This is a genomic window from Peribacillus sp. RS7 (assembly GCF_041956845.1).
GTDB lineage: Bacteria > Bacillota > Bacilli > Bacillales > DSM-1321 > Peribacillus.
On the sequence record NZ_CP168135.1, the window covers coordinates 933,087 to 950,632 of the forward strand.

At 39.7% G+C, this 17,546-nt stretch carries 15 protein-coding genes; 6 read left to right on the forward strand and 9 right to left on the reverse strand.

Annotated features, from left to right (window positions below):
- Positions 1 to 18: 18 nt before the first annotated feature.
- Together helD and ACDZ29_RS04830 are read right to left on the reverse strand one after the other, a co-directional pair.
- Positions 19 to 2,358, reverse strand: coding sequence for an RNA polymerase recycling motor HelD (helD, locus tag ACDZ29_RS04825; RefSeq protein WP_375090128.1), 2,340 nt, complete (start codon positions 2,356 to 2,358; stop codon positions 19 to 21).
- A gap of 461 nt (positions 2,359 to 2,819) precedes the next feature.
- Positions 2,820 to 2,987: a hypothetical protein gene (locus ACDZ29_RS04830; protein WP_370016288.1), complete on the reverse strand. Its 168-nt coding sequence runs from the start codon at positions 2,985 to 2,987 to the stop codon at positions 2,820 to 2,822.
- A gap of 247 nt (positions 2,988 to 3,234) precedes the next feature.
- Here ACDZ29_RS04830 and ACDZ29_RS04835 point away from each other — a divergent pair, with 247 nt between their 5' ends.
- The gene (locus tag ACDZ29_RS04835) at positions 3,235 to 3,492 is read left to right on the forward strand and encodes a zinc ribbon domain-containing protein (RefSeq protein ID WP_289315057.1); all 258 of its coding nucleotides are present in this window, start codon (positions 3,235 to 3,237) and stop codon (positions 3,490 to 3,492) included.
- Positions 3,493 to 3,667: 175 nt separating this feature from the next.
- On the opposite strand, the gene ACDZ29_RS04840 is transcribed toward ACDZ29_RS04835, so the two are convergent.
- Complete coding sequence (locus tag ACDZ29_RS04840) at positions 3,668 to 4,588, reverse strand: response regulator (protein ID WP_375090130.1); 921 nt, start codon at positions 4,586 to 4,588, stop codon at positions 3,668 to 3,670.
- Positions 4,585 to 5,856 (reverse strand): ATP-binding protein, encoded by a 1,272-nt coding sequence (locus ACDZ29_RS04845; RefSeq protein WP_375090131.1) that lies wholly within the window; start codon positions 5,854 to 5,856, stop codon positions 4,585 to 4,587. The genes ACDZ29_RS04840 and ACDZ29_RS04845 overlap by 4 nt, the downstream gene beginning before the upstream one ends.
- A gap of 205 nt (positions 5,857 to 6,061) precedes the next feature.
- On the opposite strand from ACDZ29_RS04845, the gene ACDZ29_RS04850 reads away from it, so the two are divergent.
- Together ACDZ29_RS04850 and aspA are read left to right on the forward strand one after the other, a co-directional pair.
- Positions 6,062 to 7,333: a cation:dicarboxylate symporter family transporter gene (locus ACDZ29_RS04850; protein WP_375090133.1), complete on the forward strand. Its 1,272-nt coding sequence runs from the start codon at positions 6,062 to 6,064 to the stop codon at positions 7,331 to 7,333.
- A gap of 20 nt (positions 7,334 to 7,353) precedes the next feature.
- Positions 7,354 to 8,790, forward strand: coding sequence for an aspartate ammonia-lyase (gene aspA, locus ACDZ29_RS04855; RefSeq protein WP_375090134.1), 1,437 nt, complete (start codon positions 7,354 to 7,356; stop codon positions 8,788 to 8,790).
- A 225-nt stretch (positions 8,791 to 9,015) separates the two neighbouring features.
- On the opposite strand, the gene ACDZ29_RS04860 is transcribed toward aspA, so the two are convergent.
- From ACDZ29_RS04860 to ACDZ29_RS04880, 5 genes are all read right to left on the reverse strand, one after another.
- Complete coding sequence (locus ACDZ29_RS04860; RefSeq protein ID WP_375090135.1) at positions 9,016 to 9,993, reverse strand: 2-hydroxyacid dehydrogenase; 978 nt, start codon at positions 9,991 to 9,993, stop codon at positions 9,016 to 9,018.
- Between the two features lie 79 nt (positions 9,994 to 10,072).
- The gene (locus tag ACDZ29_RS04865) at positions 10,073 to 11,386 is read right to left on the reverse strand and encodes an Nramp family divalent metal transporter (protein ID WP_375090137.1); all 1,314 of its coding nucleotides are present in this window, start codon (positions 11,384 to 11,386) and stop codon (positions 10,073 to 10,075) included.
- Positions 11,387 to 12,111: 725 nt separating this feature from the next.
- Complete coding sequence (locus ACDZ29_RS04870) at positions 12,112 to 12,672, reverse strand: competence protein ComK (protein ID WP_289326320.1); 561 nt, start codon at positions 12,670 to 12,672, stop codon at positions 12,112 to 12,114.
- A 496-nt stretch (positions 12,673 to 13,168) separates the two neighbouring features.
- Positions 13,169 to 13,486: a protealysin inhibitor emfourin gene (locus tag ACDZ29_RS04875; RefSeq protein WP_375090138.1), complete on the reverse strand. Its 318-nt coding sequence runs from the start codon at positions 13,484 to 13,486 to the stop codon at positions 13,169 to 13,171.
- A 32-nt stretch (positions 13,487 to 13,518) separates the two neighbouring features.
- On the reverse strand, positions 13,519 to 14,580 hold the full coding sequence (locus tag ACDZ29_RS04880; RefSeq protein ID WP_289326322.1) for a M4 family metallopeptidase: 1,062 nt from the start codon (positions 14,578 to 14,580) through the stop codon (positions 13,519 to 13,521).
- Between the two features lie 401 nt (positions 14,581 to 14,981).
- Between ACDZ29_RS04880 and ACDZ29_RS04885 the strand changes: the two genes are divergently transcribed.
- The 3 genes from ACDZ29_RS04885 (at position 14,982) to ACDZ29_RS04895 (ending at position 17,522) form a co-directional block, all read left to right on the forward strand.
- Positions 14,982 to 16,325, forward strand: a complete 1,344-nt coding sequence (locus tag ACDZ29_RS04885; RefSeq protein WP_375090140.1) for a PepSY-associated TM helix domain-containing protein — start codon at positions 14,982 to 14,984, stop codon at positions 16,323 to 16,325.
- 27 nt (positions 16,326 to 16,352) lie between these two features.
- Positions 16,353 to 16,823, forward strand: coding sequence for a FixH family protein (locus ACDZ29_RS04890; protein WP_289326324.1), 471 nt, complete (start codon positions 16,353 to 16,355; stop codon positions 16,821 to 16,823).
- 216 nt (positions 16,824 to 17,039) lie between these two features.
- The gene (locus ACDZ29_RS04895) at positions 17,040 to 17,522 is read left to right on the forward strand and encodes a hypothetical protein (RefSeq protein ID WP_375090143.1); all 483 of its coding nucleotides are present in this window, start codon (positions 17,040 to 17,042) and stop codon (positions 17,520 to 17,522) included.
- Positions 17,523 to 17,546 lie beyond the last annotated feature (24 nt).

Genomic DNA, 17,546 nt, shown 5'->3' on the forward strand with positions numbered 1-17,546 from the left:
ATATTCGGGCCCTCTTTGTCAATCTAGGGTCAGAAGTAAACTCTTCGTTGCATCGTTGAGCAAGAAAGGACTGGGTTCGCCAACCGTATATATCTGCAAGTTATGCATAGCCCTGGTACATGCGGTGTAGAACAATCTTCGTAAGCTCTCATCACCGTAAGCTTGCACAGATGCATCATAAATGATGACAGCATCAAATTCGATGCCTTTGGCCAAATAAGCCGGTATAACAACAACACCCTGTTCATATTCATTTGTGCCTTTCTGTACGAGTTTAATTTCACTGATGATACTAAGGGCATCGTATGCAGCGGCACTTTCCGCAGCAGATTTACATATGATTGCGATTGTATTATACTCACGACTTTGAAAGTCTTTGACTTTAGTCACGATTTTGTGGTGCAATTCATCACGGCTGGAGACTTGGGTCAGTACAGGCTTTTCACCTTCACGGTCGAATGCCTTAATTCGATGGCCTTCAGGAACTAGTTCACGTGTAAATTCTATAATCTGCTTTGTGGATCTGTAGCTTTGATCCAAGGTTATACTCTCGGTTTCACTTATTCCGTATAAACTGGTAAGAGTCTGGAAATCCACCCGTTCGCTGGCATGAGCGAATATCGCCTGGTTAAAGTCACCGAGCACGGTCATCCTTGCAGAAGGAAACAACCGTTTCAAAAACTCGAATTGAAATGGAGAATAATCTTGTGCTTCGTCTACAAGCACGTATTTTATAGAGGTATTCGTCTGAAACCCTAGAATTAGCTCCTTCAGTAGCAAAAATGGAGTCGCGTCTTCGTAATGCAGTTTACCTTCGTCCAGCATTTTTTGCGTTGATAAGCAAATTTCCCTTTCGATAGGTGTTTTACCCTCATTCCACACTTCGATCCGTATTTGATCGTCAAAAAGTTGCTTGTATATTCCCTTAATGTTGATAAAATGAAATGCTTTTATCCGTTTGCGTAACGTCTTCAATTTCTTTCGAACAATCATACGCGCGAGCATTTTATTCTCCATCTCATAATCGTCAAAGGAATCTTCATTAACACCGCGTTTTTTCTCTAAGTGAGTGTATACCTTTTGATAGTCTTCTTTGCTAAGATACTCGATTTCCTCCTGGACCCAAGGTTGTTTCAACTCAAACTTTTCCCTTTCATCAAGTAACTCACATAACCATTCTTTCAACTTTTCAATCCTATTGTGAAATCTTAGTGTGGTGTCTCTGTTATAAAATCTTTCTGAGATTTGTTTGGCGGAGACGAGCGTTTCCCCTCGGAACTTGAACCCTCTAAAGATCATTCCAGATGATTCCAGTGATTGACTGTATGTTTTGATTATCTCAAAGAAGCGAATTGAAGCCTTAAATCGGATACTCGCTGCCCTAGTGCTATAGGAAGGATCATCCGCTCCAGTCAACAAAAATTCTAATTGCTCATAAGGGTCCTCAACTTGAAATGAGTCAGCCAGACGATGGTCCAAATATTCCTGGAATGTTACCTGCTGCATATTCTCTTCACCAAGTTCGGGTAGTACATTGGATACGTAGTTATTAAACATGGAGTTAGGTGAGAATAGAATGATTTGATCGGCCTTAATCCTATCTCGATATTTATAAAGCAAGTAAGCGATCCGTTGGAGGGCAGCTGATGTCTTGCCACTGCCAGCGGCTCCTTGAACAATGAGCAGACGTCCGCGATCGTTCCGGATGATTCTATTTTGCTCCCGTTGAATGGTGGACACAATACTGTGCATATGCTTATCCGTCCCCTTACCAAGCACCTGCTGCAGTATCTCATCTCCAATGGTGAGACTCGTATCGAACATTGAGTCGATAACGCCTCCCTTGATGATATATTGCCACTTATTCTCCAGCATCCCCCGAATTACGCCTCCGGGAGTAGAGTATTCTACGGGACCGGGAGGATAGTCATAATAAACACTCGAAATCGGAGCCCTCCAATCGTAGACAATGAAGTTTTCTCCTGTTGTATCAGTAAGGGTGGCGGTCCCAATATAAATATGTTCCGTAAGGGAAGCCCCTTCTTCAGTTAAATCAATCCGGCCGAAATAAGGTGCCCCCTGCATGCGGCGCAGTGTTGACAACCTCTTGAAGGAATATCTATGTGCACCTTCGCTTTGTGACAAGTCTTGAGCCTGTTGCCTTAAGCCAATGATCGTCTCGAGGTAATCATCGAAAGTATCCACATTAACCTTGAGGTCATCCCAAAAGTGTTTCCGGATATTAACAACTTCTTTTCTACGCTGTAAAGTCTCTCCTTCTATTTTGCTGATTTGCTTCGTAATTGTTTCTATCACCTCATCCAAACGTTCTTGCTCCTGCCGAATTTCATTGTTCATATCAGACACTCCTTCAAAAAAAGAAATTAGGGGTTGACTAGAGGTGAGTTTAACCTTATAATTAAAATAAGGGATAAACTGTTTATACATAATTCGCAAATGTGTTTCTATACTAAGTTATCACAATTCCAGAATTATATCAATGAATATTACATAACAGTTGCCATGAAAGATCCGTCGTTTTTAACGCATGGAGGAACAATCCAACTTAACATTTAATGTCAGTAATCACTCCAGCATGTCGCATGGCTGGTTATTTTTTTTGTCTATTTACATATTTGAAGGCCTCATTGCTTCGCTGGTCACTGATTTCATGGTAGCTAAGACACTCTCATCAACGGTTTGGCTCGTAGTATCGAGACATGTGATTCATAGTGTCCTACACCTGTATACAGATGATGATCAGGACCTCCTTATAAGAGGATTACAATAGCCCCCTTTCGATATAGAGAAGGGCTTTCTTATATGAAGTGTGACCTTAATTTACCCGTATACCGCTTATTTTGTATTGGACCTTTTTGCTTGTTTTCAAGCTCGCTTTTTGGCTCTGTGGAGAATTCGACATCTTTTCCATGTCCTTGCGGGTTAACACTTGTTGCGATTCTGGCGCTTCCTATCTTTTTACTCATTTCCTTCATCTCCAAGTATATTATGACCGATCTGGTCTATATTAAAGACGAGTTCCTTTCTTTCTGTAATCCGTAATTCTACTGCCTCCTTATCTGCATGCATTTTTAAACAGAACGATTCAAAAAAGGCTTGCCTGATGGATTTGTCATACATATGTGAGGCTTGTCCCAAACTTCAGTCAGTTCTACTCATAATTTCTTGCCTTATAATTTGTTTAGATTAAAACTTTTTGTAGGAGAATTTATAATGAAAAGATATAAAACATGTCAGAGTTGTGGAATGCCGCTCTCTAAAGATGAATTAGGTGGAGGAACTGAAAAAGATGGTAGTAAAAGTACTAAATATTGTAGTCATTGTTATATAAATGGTGAATTCACTCAAAATATTACTGCGATAGAAATGCAAAAATTTGTTCAAAATCATTTGATGGAAAATATGAAAATGCCTAAATTTATTGCTAAGTTTTTTACTAGAGGAATACCAAAGTTAGAGCGATGGCATTAGTCAAACTATTAGAAAACGAATAACTTTTTTATCTTTTTCTGTAGATTTGAAAGAAAGTCATACTGTTCATAAAAAATACGAAGAAAAAAGTGATAAAGACAAATCCATATAAACGGATTTGTCTTTATTATGTTTTTGTGAATTTTCAATCAATTTCACTTGTGTTTCTGGTTTATTATTTCATCATCTGTCTTGCTTCCATAAACAGCACTTGGATAAACTTTTTCATGTTATTACGGCTCTGGCTGCTTACTTTTTTGCTCTTGTCTTCCAGCTCCAGCATTTTTTTGCGGACTTCCGAGAAATCAAAAAATGTGGATGAATAGGCTTCGAATTTTGGATTCAAATAATCCGTCAATCCTAATGAAGCGATATGGATGAGGGCCTGGTTAAGAGCGCGACGGACACGCTGCTCAGAAGCTTTCATTTCTTTCTGGATTTCGGCCTCTTTCGCCTGATCTCCCAGCTTTTCAGCAGCAATCCCTGCAAAAATTTCCTTTAAATATGGAAACGTGTAGGCGGAACCGAGTCTTTGCTTTTCATTTTGGAGGAATCCTAAAATGTTTAGTAAATCCTCGCTTCCCCCTTCGCCAATCATACCTAAATCGGAAATTAAGGAACGTCCGGCTTCCATAATATTTTTTGTATGGGCGGAGGGCACTTTCGAAGACCTCGGGCGGCCCGTAAAAACGTTCAACGATTTTTGAATGCCCTGGATCGATTGATCCACCAGTATTCGCTCATTTACTTTGTTTAATATGCTTGAAATTTCAACTTGGTTCAGCGGTTTTGTAATGTAGTATTCCGCCCCTAATCTATACGCCTCTCCAATCAGTTCCTTCGATTCCACTTGCGAAATCATCACAAACTTCCCTTGAAATCCATCAGCAAGAGCCCTGATCGTTTCAATTCCGTCCCTTATTGGCATGAGCAAATCAATTAGGACAACGTCTGCTTTTTTTAAAAACAGCAAGCCATTATTCACTAGCGATCCGTCTTCTGCTTCTCCTACCACTTTTCCTAAATCTTCATCTTCAATCATCTCTGTCAGCATTCCTCGAATGGCAGGATCGTCATCTATAATGAAATAATTCATTTCGTTAACCCTTTCTCCATAATCGCATCAATCGGAAGTTCTACGATGAATACGGTCTCTTTATAGTTATCCATTAGCCTGATATGTCCTCCAAATTTTTCAACAGTTTGTTTCACATACGATAAACCGATTCCCGTCGAAGGGTTTCCCGCCGCATCGAATTTCTTTGTATATCCTGCTGTAAAAATGAGTTCCTTCTGCTTCGGTGCAATGCCGGGGCCATTGTCACTGATGCAAAACTCCACGAATTGATCTTTCCTTTTCACATGCAGTGATACGTACCCCTCTTCTTTAATGGCTTCCACTGCATTGGCCAATAAATTATTTATTAATGATAATACCATATATACATGGTAGGGCGGATGATCACCATCTATCTGCAAGGAAAATGAAATATCTTTGCGAAGGGACTCTGCATATCGTCTATTGGACACGATCATGATGTTACCAAGCTCTTCGATATTCATATATTCCTGCAGGTTTTCGGAAGACACGAGTTCCGACAGCCCCGCATAAATCCGCTGGTTATCTTTTTTGATCTCATGCACGAGACCGGCAATCTGCAACGCAGTTTGCGCATCGCTTCCATTAGTCCCCTCTGATTTTAACCGACGGTAAAAGTCATAACAAGTGCGGGTGATTTCTTCCGCATTTTGCATCGTTTTCTTCAGTTGAACCGATTCTTCATACAAACTTGAAATGAAAAGCAGCATTTGTTCCTTTTGCATGCGCTGCTCCGCTTCTGCGAATTTTGCTTCTCTCAGCTTTAATATATTAAAAAAGCCGAGGACGAAAAAGCTTCGAATAAAGGCGATTAAAACGAGTTGGTCAATGGCTAGCAAGGGTGTGCCCTGATTCGCCAAGAAAGAACGGATCATCATTTCCGATACACTTGCAAAAAGCTCGATCAATACCCCTAAAAGTCCGATCATAAACGGCTGATTGTGCCGTTCGTTCAATTTCGTTTTATGAAATGCGAACGCGTAGATGAAGTAATAGAAAAAGGCTGGAACATAAAGATACATCGCTTCCTCAACAGATATGTCCCGTATCCCGACAGCCAGTGAAAAACGAAAAACAAACACACTCATTCCCGTTAATATGCCTGCAATAATCGGGTGGATTCCCCTCCCCCATAGTAAAAATAAGAAAAATACGGGGGTTCCCAAACTGACTCTGAATGTATCGTCGAATGGATAAAACTTGAATTCACCCGCAAGAGGCACCGCAATCATAATCAATAGTAATATCCTTATACTCTTTTTCAATACGGTCCCTCCCAGTCACTATAGTAAAAACATAACACATGAAATGGTAAAAAGGAGAGAAGGGTTTTGACTGAAATTATTATTTTTTCTGGCCCTTGTAAGTATCAGTAGGTTTCAGTAGGTTCCAGTAGGATGATCATAAACTTAAAATAATCTAAAAATTGAAAGCGTTAACAATAATGCAATCATCATAGGAGGAATTTAAATGAAAAAGTTTGGCTTAGCTACTCAAATTTTTGTTGCACTTGTACTAGGTATCATTGTCGGTGCTTTATTCCATGGTAATGAAACAGCCATGGCCATCATGGTACCTATCGGCGATATTTTCATTCATTTAATTAAAATGATTGTCATCCCGATTGTCATGGCTGCATTAGTAGTCTCCATTGCGGGAGTCGGCGATATTAAAAAACTAGGAAAATTAGGCGGGAAGACTCTTCTATATTTTGAGATTGTCACCACAATTGCCATTGTCATTGGATTACTGGCGGCAAACTTGTTCCATCCGGGGGCTGGTTTAGATACAAGCAATCTTGAAAAAAGCGATATTTCAAAATATGAAGAAACAACAAAGACGGCAGGAAGCAGTGGCTTTGGAGAAACAATTTCTCATATTGTTCCTCAAAATGTATTTGAATCAATGGCTCAAGCGGATTTATTACCGATTATCTTCTTTTCTGTTTTATTCGGCTTAGGTGTGGCTGCGATAGGCGAAAAAGGAAAGCCTATTCTAGGATTCTTTGAAGGTGTGTTGGAAGTAATGTTTTGGGTGACGAATCTAGTCATGAAATTTGCCCCCTTTGGCGTATTTGCACTCATTGGTGTAACCGTTGCTAAATTTGGCATCGCAACTTTAATTCCTTTAGGGAACCTAGTAGTTGCCGTTTATGTGACGATGGTATTCTTCGTGTTCGTCATTCTTGGAATTATCGCGAAAATGTCTGGGACAAGCATTTTCGTTATCCTGAAAGTATTAAAGGATGAACTGATTTTGGCCTTTACAACAGCAAGTTCAGAGTCGGTATTACCAAGGCTTATGGACAAAATGGAGAAGTTTGGCTGCCCGAAATCCATTACTTCTTTTGTTATTCCAACAGGCTATACGTTTAATCTGGACGGCTCATCGATATATCAGGCACTCGCTTCACTTTTCGTGGCACAAATGTATGGTATTGATCTATCCATTACACAACAGATTACGTTGTTACTAGTACTGATGTTAACGTCAAAAGGAATGGCTGGCGTTCCGGGTGCGTCATTTGTTGTTGTTTTAACAACACTTGGTTCTATGGGACTGCCGGTGGAAGGTGTTGCGTTCATTGCCGGTATCGACCGAATTTTGGATATGGGAAGATCAGCGGTTAATGTCGTGGGGAACTCATTGGCGGCGATTGTCATGTCGAAGTGGGAAGGCGAATTTGACCAGGAAAAAGCAGACCATTACGTTGATTCTATTAAACAATCAGACGTAGCATAAACTATAAAGGAGGAAACACGATGTCAACAATCCATATAAATCATAACGTACGTATTGAGAAAGATTTCTTAGGATCAAAACAAGTACCAGTGCATGCATACTATGGTATCCAAACATTGCGTGCAGTCGAAAACTTTCCGATTACAGGCTATCGCATTCATGGAGAATTGATTAAAGCGTTGGCTATCGTGAAAAAAGCAGCGGCTTTAGCAAATATGGATACTAAACGTTTGTACGATGGTCTTGGTAAGATGATCATTCAGGCAGCAGACGAAGTAATCGAAGGCAAATGGCATGATCATTTTATCGTGGATCCCATCCAGGGCGGTGCAGGTACATCCATGAATATGAACGCAAACGAAGTCATTGCTAACCGTGCACTCGAATTGCTTGGAAAAGAGAAAGGTGACTATGTTCAATTAAGTCCTAATAGCCATGTGAACATGTCACAATCAACAAATGATGTGTTCCCGAGCTCGATTCATATCGCCACTCTTATTTCACTTGAAAAATTGTTGGATACGATGGAATATATGCTTACTATCTTCAGGAAAAAGGCCCAACAATTTGACCATGTGATTAAAATGGGACGGACACATCTTCAAGATGCAGTGCCCATCCGTCTTGGTCAAGAGTTTGAAGCATATAGCCGTGTAATAGAGCGGGATATTAAACGCATTCAACAATCACGCCAGCATTTATATGAGATAAATATGGGCGCAACAGCTGTGGGAACAGGATTAAATGCAGACCCTCGCTACATCGAAAGTGTGGTTGAACATTTGGCGGATATTAGCGGGCTTCCGCTTGTCGGGGCCGAGCATCTTGTTGATGCGACACAAAATACAGATGCTTATACAGAAGTCTCTGCTGCATTGAAAATATGTATGATGAATATGTCCAAAATTGCGAACGACCTACGTTTAATGGCCTCAGGTCCCCGTGCGGGCCTTGCGGAAATTAACTTGCCGGCTCGTCAGCCAGGTTCATCCATCATGCCGGGAAAAGTCAATCCGGTCATGCCTGAAATGATCAATCAAGTAGCGTTCCAGGTTATTGGCAATGACCATACCATTTGCCTGGCATCTGAAGCGGGTCAGCTTGAACTGAACGTGATGGAACCTGTGCTTGTGTTCAATTTGCTTCAATCCATCAGCATTATGAACAATGCATTCCGTGCCTTTACAGACTACTGTCTGGTGGATATTGAAGCAAACGAAGACCGTCTAAAAGAGAATGTGGAAAAAAGCGTAGGGATTATCACGGCTGTTAATCCGCATATTGGATACGAAGTGGCAGCCCGTATCGCACGGGAAGCCATTTTAAAAGGAAAATCAGTACGTGACCTATGCCTCCAGTATGATGTGTTAACAGAGGAAGAGCTTGATCTTATTTTAAATCCTTACGAGATGACAAACCCAGGTATTTCCGGGGCTGAGCTGTTTGATAGATCGTAATTTTCGATTTTGATGGAATGGCAGATGCGGTTGATGAATAATTCCAGTTATTTTCAGCAATCCAATGAGGATTTCTTAAAACAGTAAATCCGAACTCCCTGAAGCCCTCTTTTTATAGAGGGCTTTTTTTGCTTTACAGGATGAGTAAAAATATTGAATAATCCGGAATTGAAAAACTGGATAGCCCCATAAAGGACCATCCAGCGTAATTCATTCCATTATAAATTACTTTACCTTTACACCAGCTTTAATCAAGGTAGGCGGAGTTTCCCCCTGTAATCCGGTAACAAGGTTGGTTGCGGCCAGTATCGCCATTTTCAAGCGGGTTTCATATGTTGCGGAACCGATATGAGGCAAAGTGACAACATTCTTCATGGAAAGCAATGGGTTGTCTTCCTTGACGGGCTCTTGTACAAAGACATCCAGTCCTGCCGCGTGAATTTCACCGGTTGTTAGCGCATGGATCAAGGCTTCTTCATCCACTGTTTTCCCTCTTGAACAATTGATGAAGATGGCGGACTCCTTCATGAGTTTGAATTCTTTTTCCCCCATCATATTTTCGGTTTGGGGAGTGAGCGGTGTCATCAAGCAGACAAAATCAGACTGCTTTAACAGATCTTCCATTGAACAGTATGTAGCCCCATACTTTTGTTCCGCTTCCTCATTTCTGGATCTGTTGTGATATAAAATGTTCATGCCAAACCCAAAATGAGCCCTTTTTGAAACGGCAGATCCTATTCCTCCCATACCGATGATTCCTAATACTTTATGATGGACATCCACCCCAAACCATTTTTCCCCGATATTCGATGTCCATTGCCCTGACTTCACCAATTGATCCAACTCTGGCATTCTTCTCGCTGTGGATAACATCAAGCCCATAATCGTATCGGCGACTGTCTCATTTAATACCTCAGGAGTATTCGTAGCCATAATTCCCCGATTGGACAGCTCTGTTACATCCAGATTGTCGTAACCAACCGACGAATTACAGACGATTTTTAATTGCGGTGCCTGATCCAGTAAACTTTTATCCACTTTTAATCCTGAACCTAATATCCCTTGTGCTGTCTTCAACTCTTGAAGGAATTCAGGATGATTTTGTGAGTCAAGACCCTCAAAATATACGACATCACATGTCTTTTGAATATAATCCAACACTTCTTGATCCACTTTCTTATAAATGATTACTCTCGGTTTCATCATTGATCCCTCACTTCGAATAAAGTTTGATGTTCATTACCCAAGCAGACAAATCCCCTAACTATAATCTACCATTATTTCAAATAAAGGTAAGAGCCAATTGGACTGCTGACCAGACCGCTAAAACGGAGGCTAGAGTCAGAACAATATTTTCGAACCAATTATTTTTATATTTACCCATCAAGCTTTTTCGATTTGATAGTACAAGCATTCCTATTGCGATAATAGGGAAACCAATTATGTTTATTGCATTTACACCAATTGTCAATGTAATAAAACCAGGCATGCCAGGAATGGACCAAATGATTGGAGTAACTAATACAAAAATCGTAATCCATTTATACATTGGATCTTTTTCATATTTTCCATTGTACTTTTCGCGTCGGTCCTTATTGATTACGTAAAAGGCGTCTACAATCAATCTTGGAAAACCAGTTGACTTCCCTACTATACTCGCAAACAATACGCCAAATACACCAAGATAAAAAATGTACCAGCCAAATTGCCCTAACGACATTTGTAATGCCATTGCCAAATCATCAATCGTTTCCACATGAATTCCATTTGGTTTTAAAATTTCTGCACCTACAACCCAAATGGCCAAATTGATCACAATGCAAACTCCGATGGCAAACAGTAAATCATTTCTTTGAACCTTGACGTGACTCGGTTTCGTCCAACCCTTTTCTCTCATGAAATATGGATGAACAAAGTTCGAAATGGATCCTGCCACTGCACCTATAATTGAAATCGCCACCAGCAATGCTCCATGAACGCCAGTATCACTTGGAATGCTAAAACCGACCGTCCCTTTAATGATTTGCCCCACATCCGGTGTTGCTGAAATGGCCAGGTACAAGAAGGCAATCGTCAATAATGCCAAAAGCACTTTCATTACACTTTCAATTCTATTATAAATATTTCTGCCAATAAGCATGAAAACTAATGCTACAACTACCATTGAAGCCAAGAATGGCTGATTAACATGGAATAGGGTCGATAATACCTCTCCCGCACCCTTAATCATATATGCATTAAAAAGATGACCCATTATTAATGCATAACCAAACATGAAGTAACCGAAAAATGGATGAATACGTCCATATCCTTCAAGAATGGTTAACCCCTCTGTGTTACAAAGCTGGAACCGAGCAATGATATTAACGATAAGAAAACGAAGGATTAATGATAAAGCTAAAATCCACATTAAACTATATCCATAATCTGCCCCGGCAACAGAAGAAGTCACCAGATCACCAGCTCCAAGCCACGTTAATACGGCAAGTATTCCTGGACCATAAGCTGTTTTAAACTTCGTGAAAAAATTTTGTTTCCTACTTTCGACCTCAGGAGCCATTACAGTAGATTCAGCAAGATTAGATTGATTTTTCAAGTTTTTCAACTCCATCCCAAAGAGTATGTATTCGCTTTCATTTCCCTGAGTAGTAAATAAATTGCTTACTCAAGACATACAGATATTGAAAATATGACAAAACCTTCTGAAAATATGATTCCGGAATTGACATAGAGTTTACACTCAGGATGTTGTCATGCTTCATGTTGAAGTGAATCAGCTCCTTAAAAAAGCTCCCCTTCCATTTAATTGAATGTTTCGACTATTACAAACGCAATTGTAAGACAAATTAAAATGTAAGTCAATAATAAATTTTAGAATATTCTTTAAAATAACACCATAAAAATCCTTATGACCTTTCTTATTAATTGATAAATCAGGACGTTATCTTTCAGACTGGCAGCCTCAAAAATTCTCGAATATTCTTTTCTCCAATCCATACATTCTCTTAGAAACGAATTACTTTTTTAGAAAGTAAATAAGCCTGACTCCCAATATTTAATGGAGTCAGACTTTTTACGTTCTACATTCTCTTAAACAAGCAAATCTTTCTTTGTAAAAATGAAAAATTTATAAAACGACGTTATCACAAAATAACAAATAACAGTACCTAGAGTGAGATGTTTGACGTGAATTTTATTACATTGGATTGCTGTCACTTTTCCAATCAATAATAACAAGGAGCATGATTTCAAATGAAATCATGCTCCTTTAAGTTGTTTTTCATGGCTAATTCAGGTGGTCTACCTTTACATTTTCCTTGGCTAGATTTCCTTCCCTTTCACCCTGTAATGGACCTCACCAGGTTCTTTGCAAAAGGTGATTCCGCTTCCCGGCTCGTAATAAAAGGTTTTTTTGCCTAAAGAGCGTCCATGGAAGGTGGTATGCAGATAGGATGCTTGGTCCCTTTTAAAGGCGAGCTGATTTTTGCTTAAGGATACAGGAAGGCAATGTCCATAGTTTGTGTGGACCATTGTTTCTTTTTCGTTCATTTCCTCTAAATCACGAATGTGGATGTAGGAAAACCAGACCCCTCCTCTTTTCCGGAAAGAGCGGGAGGAGAACCAGACCATTCCAAGCTGGGCGTTTATACAGACGGGCAGCCTGTATTTTCCGCCAAGCACGGATTTTGCTGCTGCAAGCCCGCCGTCAAGGTCCAATCCAAAGTGGTTTAGCGTGTTATTCAGGATTTCCTGGCGCGGTTGTGCGACATGGAATGTGTTTTCTCCTTCCACCACCATGGTCATCTCGGCACCATTTGAATCGTAACGCTCCATCATTCCCACCGTTTCCATATTCATTAAATAATTTTTCCGTATCATCATTCCATTCACTCCCCCATTTACTATTCACTTTCTTGGAGTATACTGGATATAGAGGCAGGTATACTCCTGCTCGCAAGCCCTTAGGTGATTGTCTTCCCGGACGTACTCACCTAGGGGTTTTTATTTCTGGCTATCGTCACTTTCATTTCCTGAGATGTCATTCACTTCACCTCTATGCGACCATTATCCTATTTTATGCATTTTTTGTAAAATCGCTCTGATTTTACCTCTATCAAAATTCGTTCCCTTTTTGTGATTCCATTACCTGTTTGATAGCTAACTCTTTACAATTTGCCATCAAACGGCCATACTTTCCAATTTCCTTTTCAAGCTTTCTGCTCTAGATCGATCTTTCCTTGTTAATCTGTGTCCATTTAGAGAACTAACTGCCAAAATCCATACAAAAAGTGAAATGAAATGACATTTTTGTGAAGTTTTAAAACCACGTAAAAAAAGGTCTATCTGAATAGATAGACCTTCTTTCATTACCTTCATTTCATTCTGCCATCTTTATGTCAATGGCCAAATTACGTAAGTAATCCAATAAGGGCCGAACTTCCTCTGGAGCGGTTGTGTCAGTAAATGAGAAAGACTGTTTCTTCTTTTCATCAGCTATATCCAGCTGGTATGAAAACGAGTCGAACCCTTGAGCTTTAGCTCCGGCCATTTTATTTAGTTGAGCATTAGGAAGGTCCGCTGTCTTCATTAAGTTCTGTAATTCCTCATTTTTCTCCTTCGGCAATTCATCTGTATCTATCTGAAAGTTCAAGTCGAGGTTGGCCATTCCCCCCATGCAGCTAAATTTGATATGCATTGTAGATGAAGCCTCCTATTCATCGAATATGACTACTCAGGCAGTCCAACCGCTTTAAAAGCATTTTCAATTGTCTCTATGGCTGTTTTGGTAACTTCTCCGCTATCAACAAGTTTTTGTGCTGCCTTGATGACTATTTGTACAAATTGATTGAAGTTTGCCGTTGCAAATAAATTTTGCATTGCATTGAACCAGATCAAAGCCGCTTTGTCCGTTCCGATCTCCATGGATACTAGATAAAAGGCCTTGTTGGGTATGCCGCTATTGATATGGACACCATGATTATCCCGCTCTCCTTTATAGAAGTTCCTCATGTGATCTGGCTGAATATCTTTACCCATTAACTTATTGTCAAATGCAGTACCTGGTGCTTTCATCGAACGTAGGGCCTGTCCTTTCAGTGTTGGTCCCATTATATCAGCTCCGATTAGCCAATCGGCATCACCTGCTGTTTGCTTTAAATGAAATTGTTTTATGGCAATTCCAAACACATCCGAAAGATGTTCATTCAAAGCCCCCGACTGACCTTCATACTCCAATCCACTTGTGAACTGCGTAACCCCATGTGTCAGTTCGTGTCCAATTACATCGAGTGAATTGGCAAAATTGCTAAAGATGACCCCGTCGCCGTCACCAAATACCATTTCATCCCCGTCCCAATAGGCATTCGTGAATTTATTCCCATAATGAACGTTCAGAATGATATCAAGGCCTTGGTTATCAATTGAATTACGGTGCAAGACATCCTTGAAATAATCACGCACAACTCCGCTATAATCGTATGCAGCGTTAACTACCGAGTCTGCACTTGATCGATCTCCTTCTTTCCTAGCCTCATTCTCCCGGAGCTTGGTTCCTCCTTTACAATCATAAACATGGCGGGCAGATTCACCATGACGCCCAGATCCTGCATCAGTTAAAGCAACAACCCCGTCAATATCATATTCTTTCAAAATTCTGCGCCTGCGCATTTGACGGCTTTTCGCTAAACTGATCCGTGCTTCTTCCACTTCATTTTGTGCCAAATTCTCAAGAATATAGTTAGGTACAATGAAACACTGACACTTCAATTTGGAACAATCTCTTTTGTGCATATTTAACACCCCTCCATGATTTTTTTTACGATCTATTACAGTTTCTTTTTTCAAGAGTGCTGGTTCCCTTCATGTGTTTGTCTTCATGTTCATTAGCAGTTTATCTCTGATCCGTTTACATTGTTGTCTCGCTGCTCTTCCTATCTTCAAGACATTCTATAGATTACTTTCGCCGCACTTACCCCATTTCCCTCCATTCCTTCCAACTCTACCAATCGCAAACTCTTTCTCATTACGTTCGCTCCTCTGTTCCAGTTGTTCTTCTTATTTGGAATGACCACCATCTCATCTTTAACAAATTCAAACTTCCTTTTTTTGAATAAATTTCATATTTTTCTCACAACTTTCTTTTATCATCTATATAGGTGAATTTAATAGTACTACTTGGAGGTCCTGTATAAATGGAAACTAAACAACCAAACGCCGCTCTGTATAGAACAGTATGGAGATGGCATTTTTACGCTGGAATTATTTTTGCACCCTTACTTATCATTCTGGCAGTTACTGGTTCAATCTATTTATTTAAGCCACAGATTGAACAAGTACTTTATCAAGACTACCAAGAGGTAACACCGCAAGGAGATAAATTACCAGCATCTCGGCAGATCGAGAAAGTGAAGAAGCTATACCCAGATGCAGTGGTGACAAAATATCATCCCGGAGAAAATGCCTCCCGTTCAAGCGAAGTGAGCATTACTACTAATAATGAGTCTCTTACCATTTTTATAGACCCCTATACAGGTAAATCTATTGGAGAGTTAAATGATGGAGACAGAATTATGGATAAAATCGAGGAAATTCACGGTGAACTGATGGCTGGCACCTTGGGAGATAGAATTGTAGAGTTAGCTGCGTGTTGGGCAGTTGTGTTAATTGTTTCTGGTCTTTATTTATGGTATCCCAAAAATAAGCTAAGTCTTTCTGGTGTTCTTTTTCCAAGAATAAATAAAGGGAAAAATACTTTCAGAAGAGATTTACATGCAGTACCTGCATTTTGGATATCAGCAGGAATGTTATTTTTAATTATGACAGGTTTGCCTTGGTCAGGTTTTTGGGGAAGTAATTTTCAATCGTTAGCTACCTATTCCGGATCTGGGTATCCTCCTTCCATATGGACAGGAAGTGCTCCAACATCCTTAATTAAAACAAAAGACATTGCAGATGTTCCTTGGGCTGCAGAAAATTTAGATGTACCTATCTCAGATATTCAAGGTTTTATCCCACTGTCCATTGATGATGTAGTCACGATAGCGAATCGTGAGGGTATGCATCCAAGTTATAGCATTAATATTCCAAAAGAAACGGATGGCGTTTATACATTGTCAGCTTTTCCACCGAAAGCAGAAGATGAAGCAACTATTCATATTGACCAATATTCCGGTGCTGTTCTAGCTGATTATCGTTATGATCATTACGGTTTAATAGGAAAAATAGTTGCTTGGGGGATTACCTTGCATAAAGGGACTCAATTTGGTTTGATTAATCAAATAATCAGCCTTCTTATTTGTTTAGGAATTATCCTTGTTGCATTTAGTGGTTTTTATTTATGGTGGAAGCGAAAGCCGAAAAAAGGATTAGGTGCACCAAAAGCTCCTCCTATAAAGAACATGAGATTCTTTCTATTTCTGTTAATAGGTCTAGGAATTTTGTTTCCTTTGGTTGGTTTGTCTCTTATTGTTGTTTGGCTAATTGACTGGTTAATTATTAAACGAATATCTGCAGTTAAGAAGTTTTTGAATGCATAATTCGAAATGTAAAGGGTGGCTTTTGCCGTGAAAAAATATATATGTATTTCTTTAATCTTTATTTTCAGCCTATTGTTAAGTGCGTGTTCACTTGAAAAGGATGTCACTAATCTATACAAAGAAGAAACACCACTTGAAGCTGAAATAATTATACCAGCATCCTTTTCAGCTAATACACAGGAGACGATAAAGGCTGTTCTTACTCAAGGTGGTAAAAAGGTTGAAAACGCAGATTATGTTCATTTTGAGATATGGAAACAAGATGGCTCTCTCAAATATAGTATGGAACAAGCTGAGGAAGAGGTAAACGGCACTTATACTTTACGTAAAAACTTTGATAGTGATGGCCTATACTATATAAAAGTACATGCTAGTAACGATGGTTCAATCATTATGCCTCAAAAACAGTTTATCGTAGGAAAACTGTCTGAAAGTGAATTGAAATTCTTGCAAAAAGGGATCCAAAAACAAGAAGAAAGTCATGAACATCATCATTAATAAATTTATTTGAAATCCGGTTTTCATTTGAAGACCGGATTTTTTATGGATATTTGTTTACCACGATGGTTCGGAGAGGATGCAGTTACAGGCAGGGTATGTAATGCTTCACCTTTATTTATTGGATTATTCTGCTCGTGCCGCATATACTGGATTGTTCCTATAAACAAGGGAGCTTCCTCAGAACATAAACAAACTTTAAGGGAGGGCATAGCATTGGTAACTTCACAGGGAACTGCTTCAGTTAGCTTTCCATTCCCATCTGTATGGGGTATCCACTCTTCAATAGCTGGCAGAACGATTATTTGGGGAACACTTAACATTAACTCCATTACAGATAATAGAGTAAGTGGTACGGCTAATTTTCGTGGTACACCTATTCCGATTAATGGCTTTTGGAATGAAAGCACCAAACAACTCACATTCGATTCACCTTATGCCACATTCTCTGGCAACTTAACCATTATTGATGATTTCCAGATTAGAGTTCGACATTTTATTTTACGCGGACGTTTTCTTATGAAGCCTCCCTCTTTACAAGCAGGTGAGTCTGGATCGTGGATTGCCACTACTGATATAGCTCTGAATGAATTTCCTGTTAGTGGTAATACCTATGCCGAGCAATTACCTCCTGTTGGAGCTTTTTTAACATCGAATATCCTTCATCAGTATCAGAATTTTTGGGGCAGAACAACATAGGGAAATCCTTTCTGTGTAGAAAGG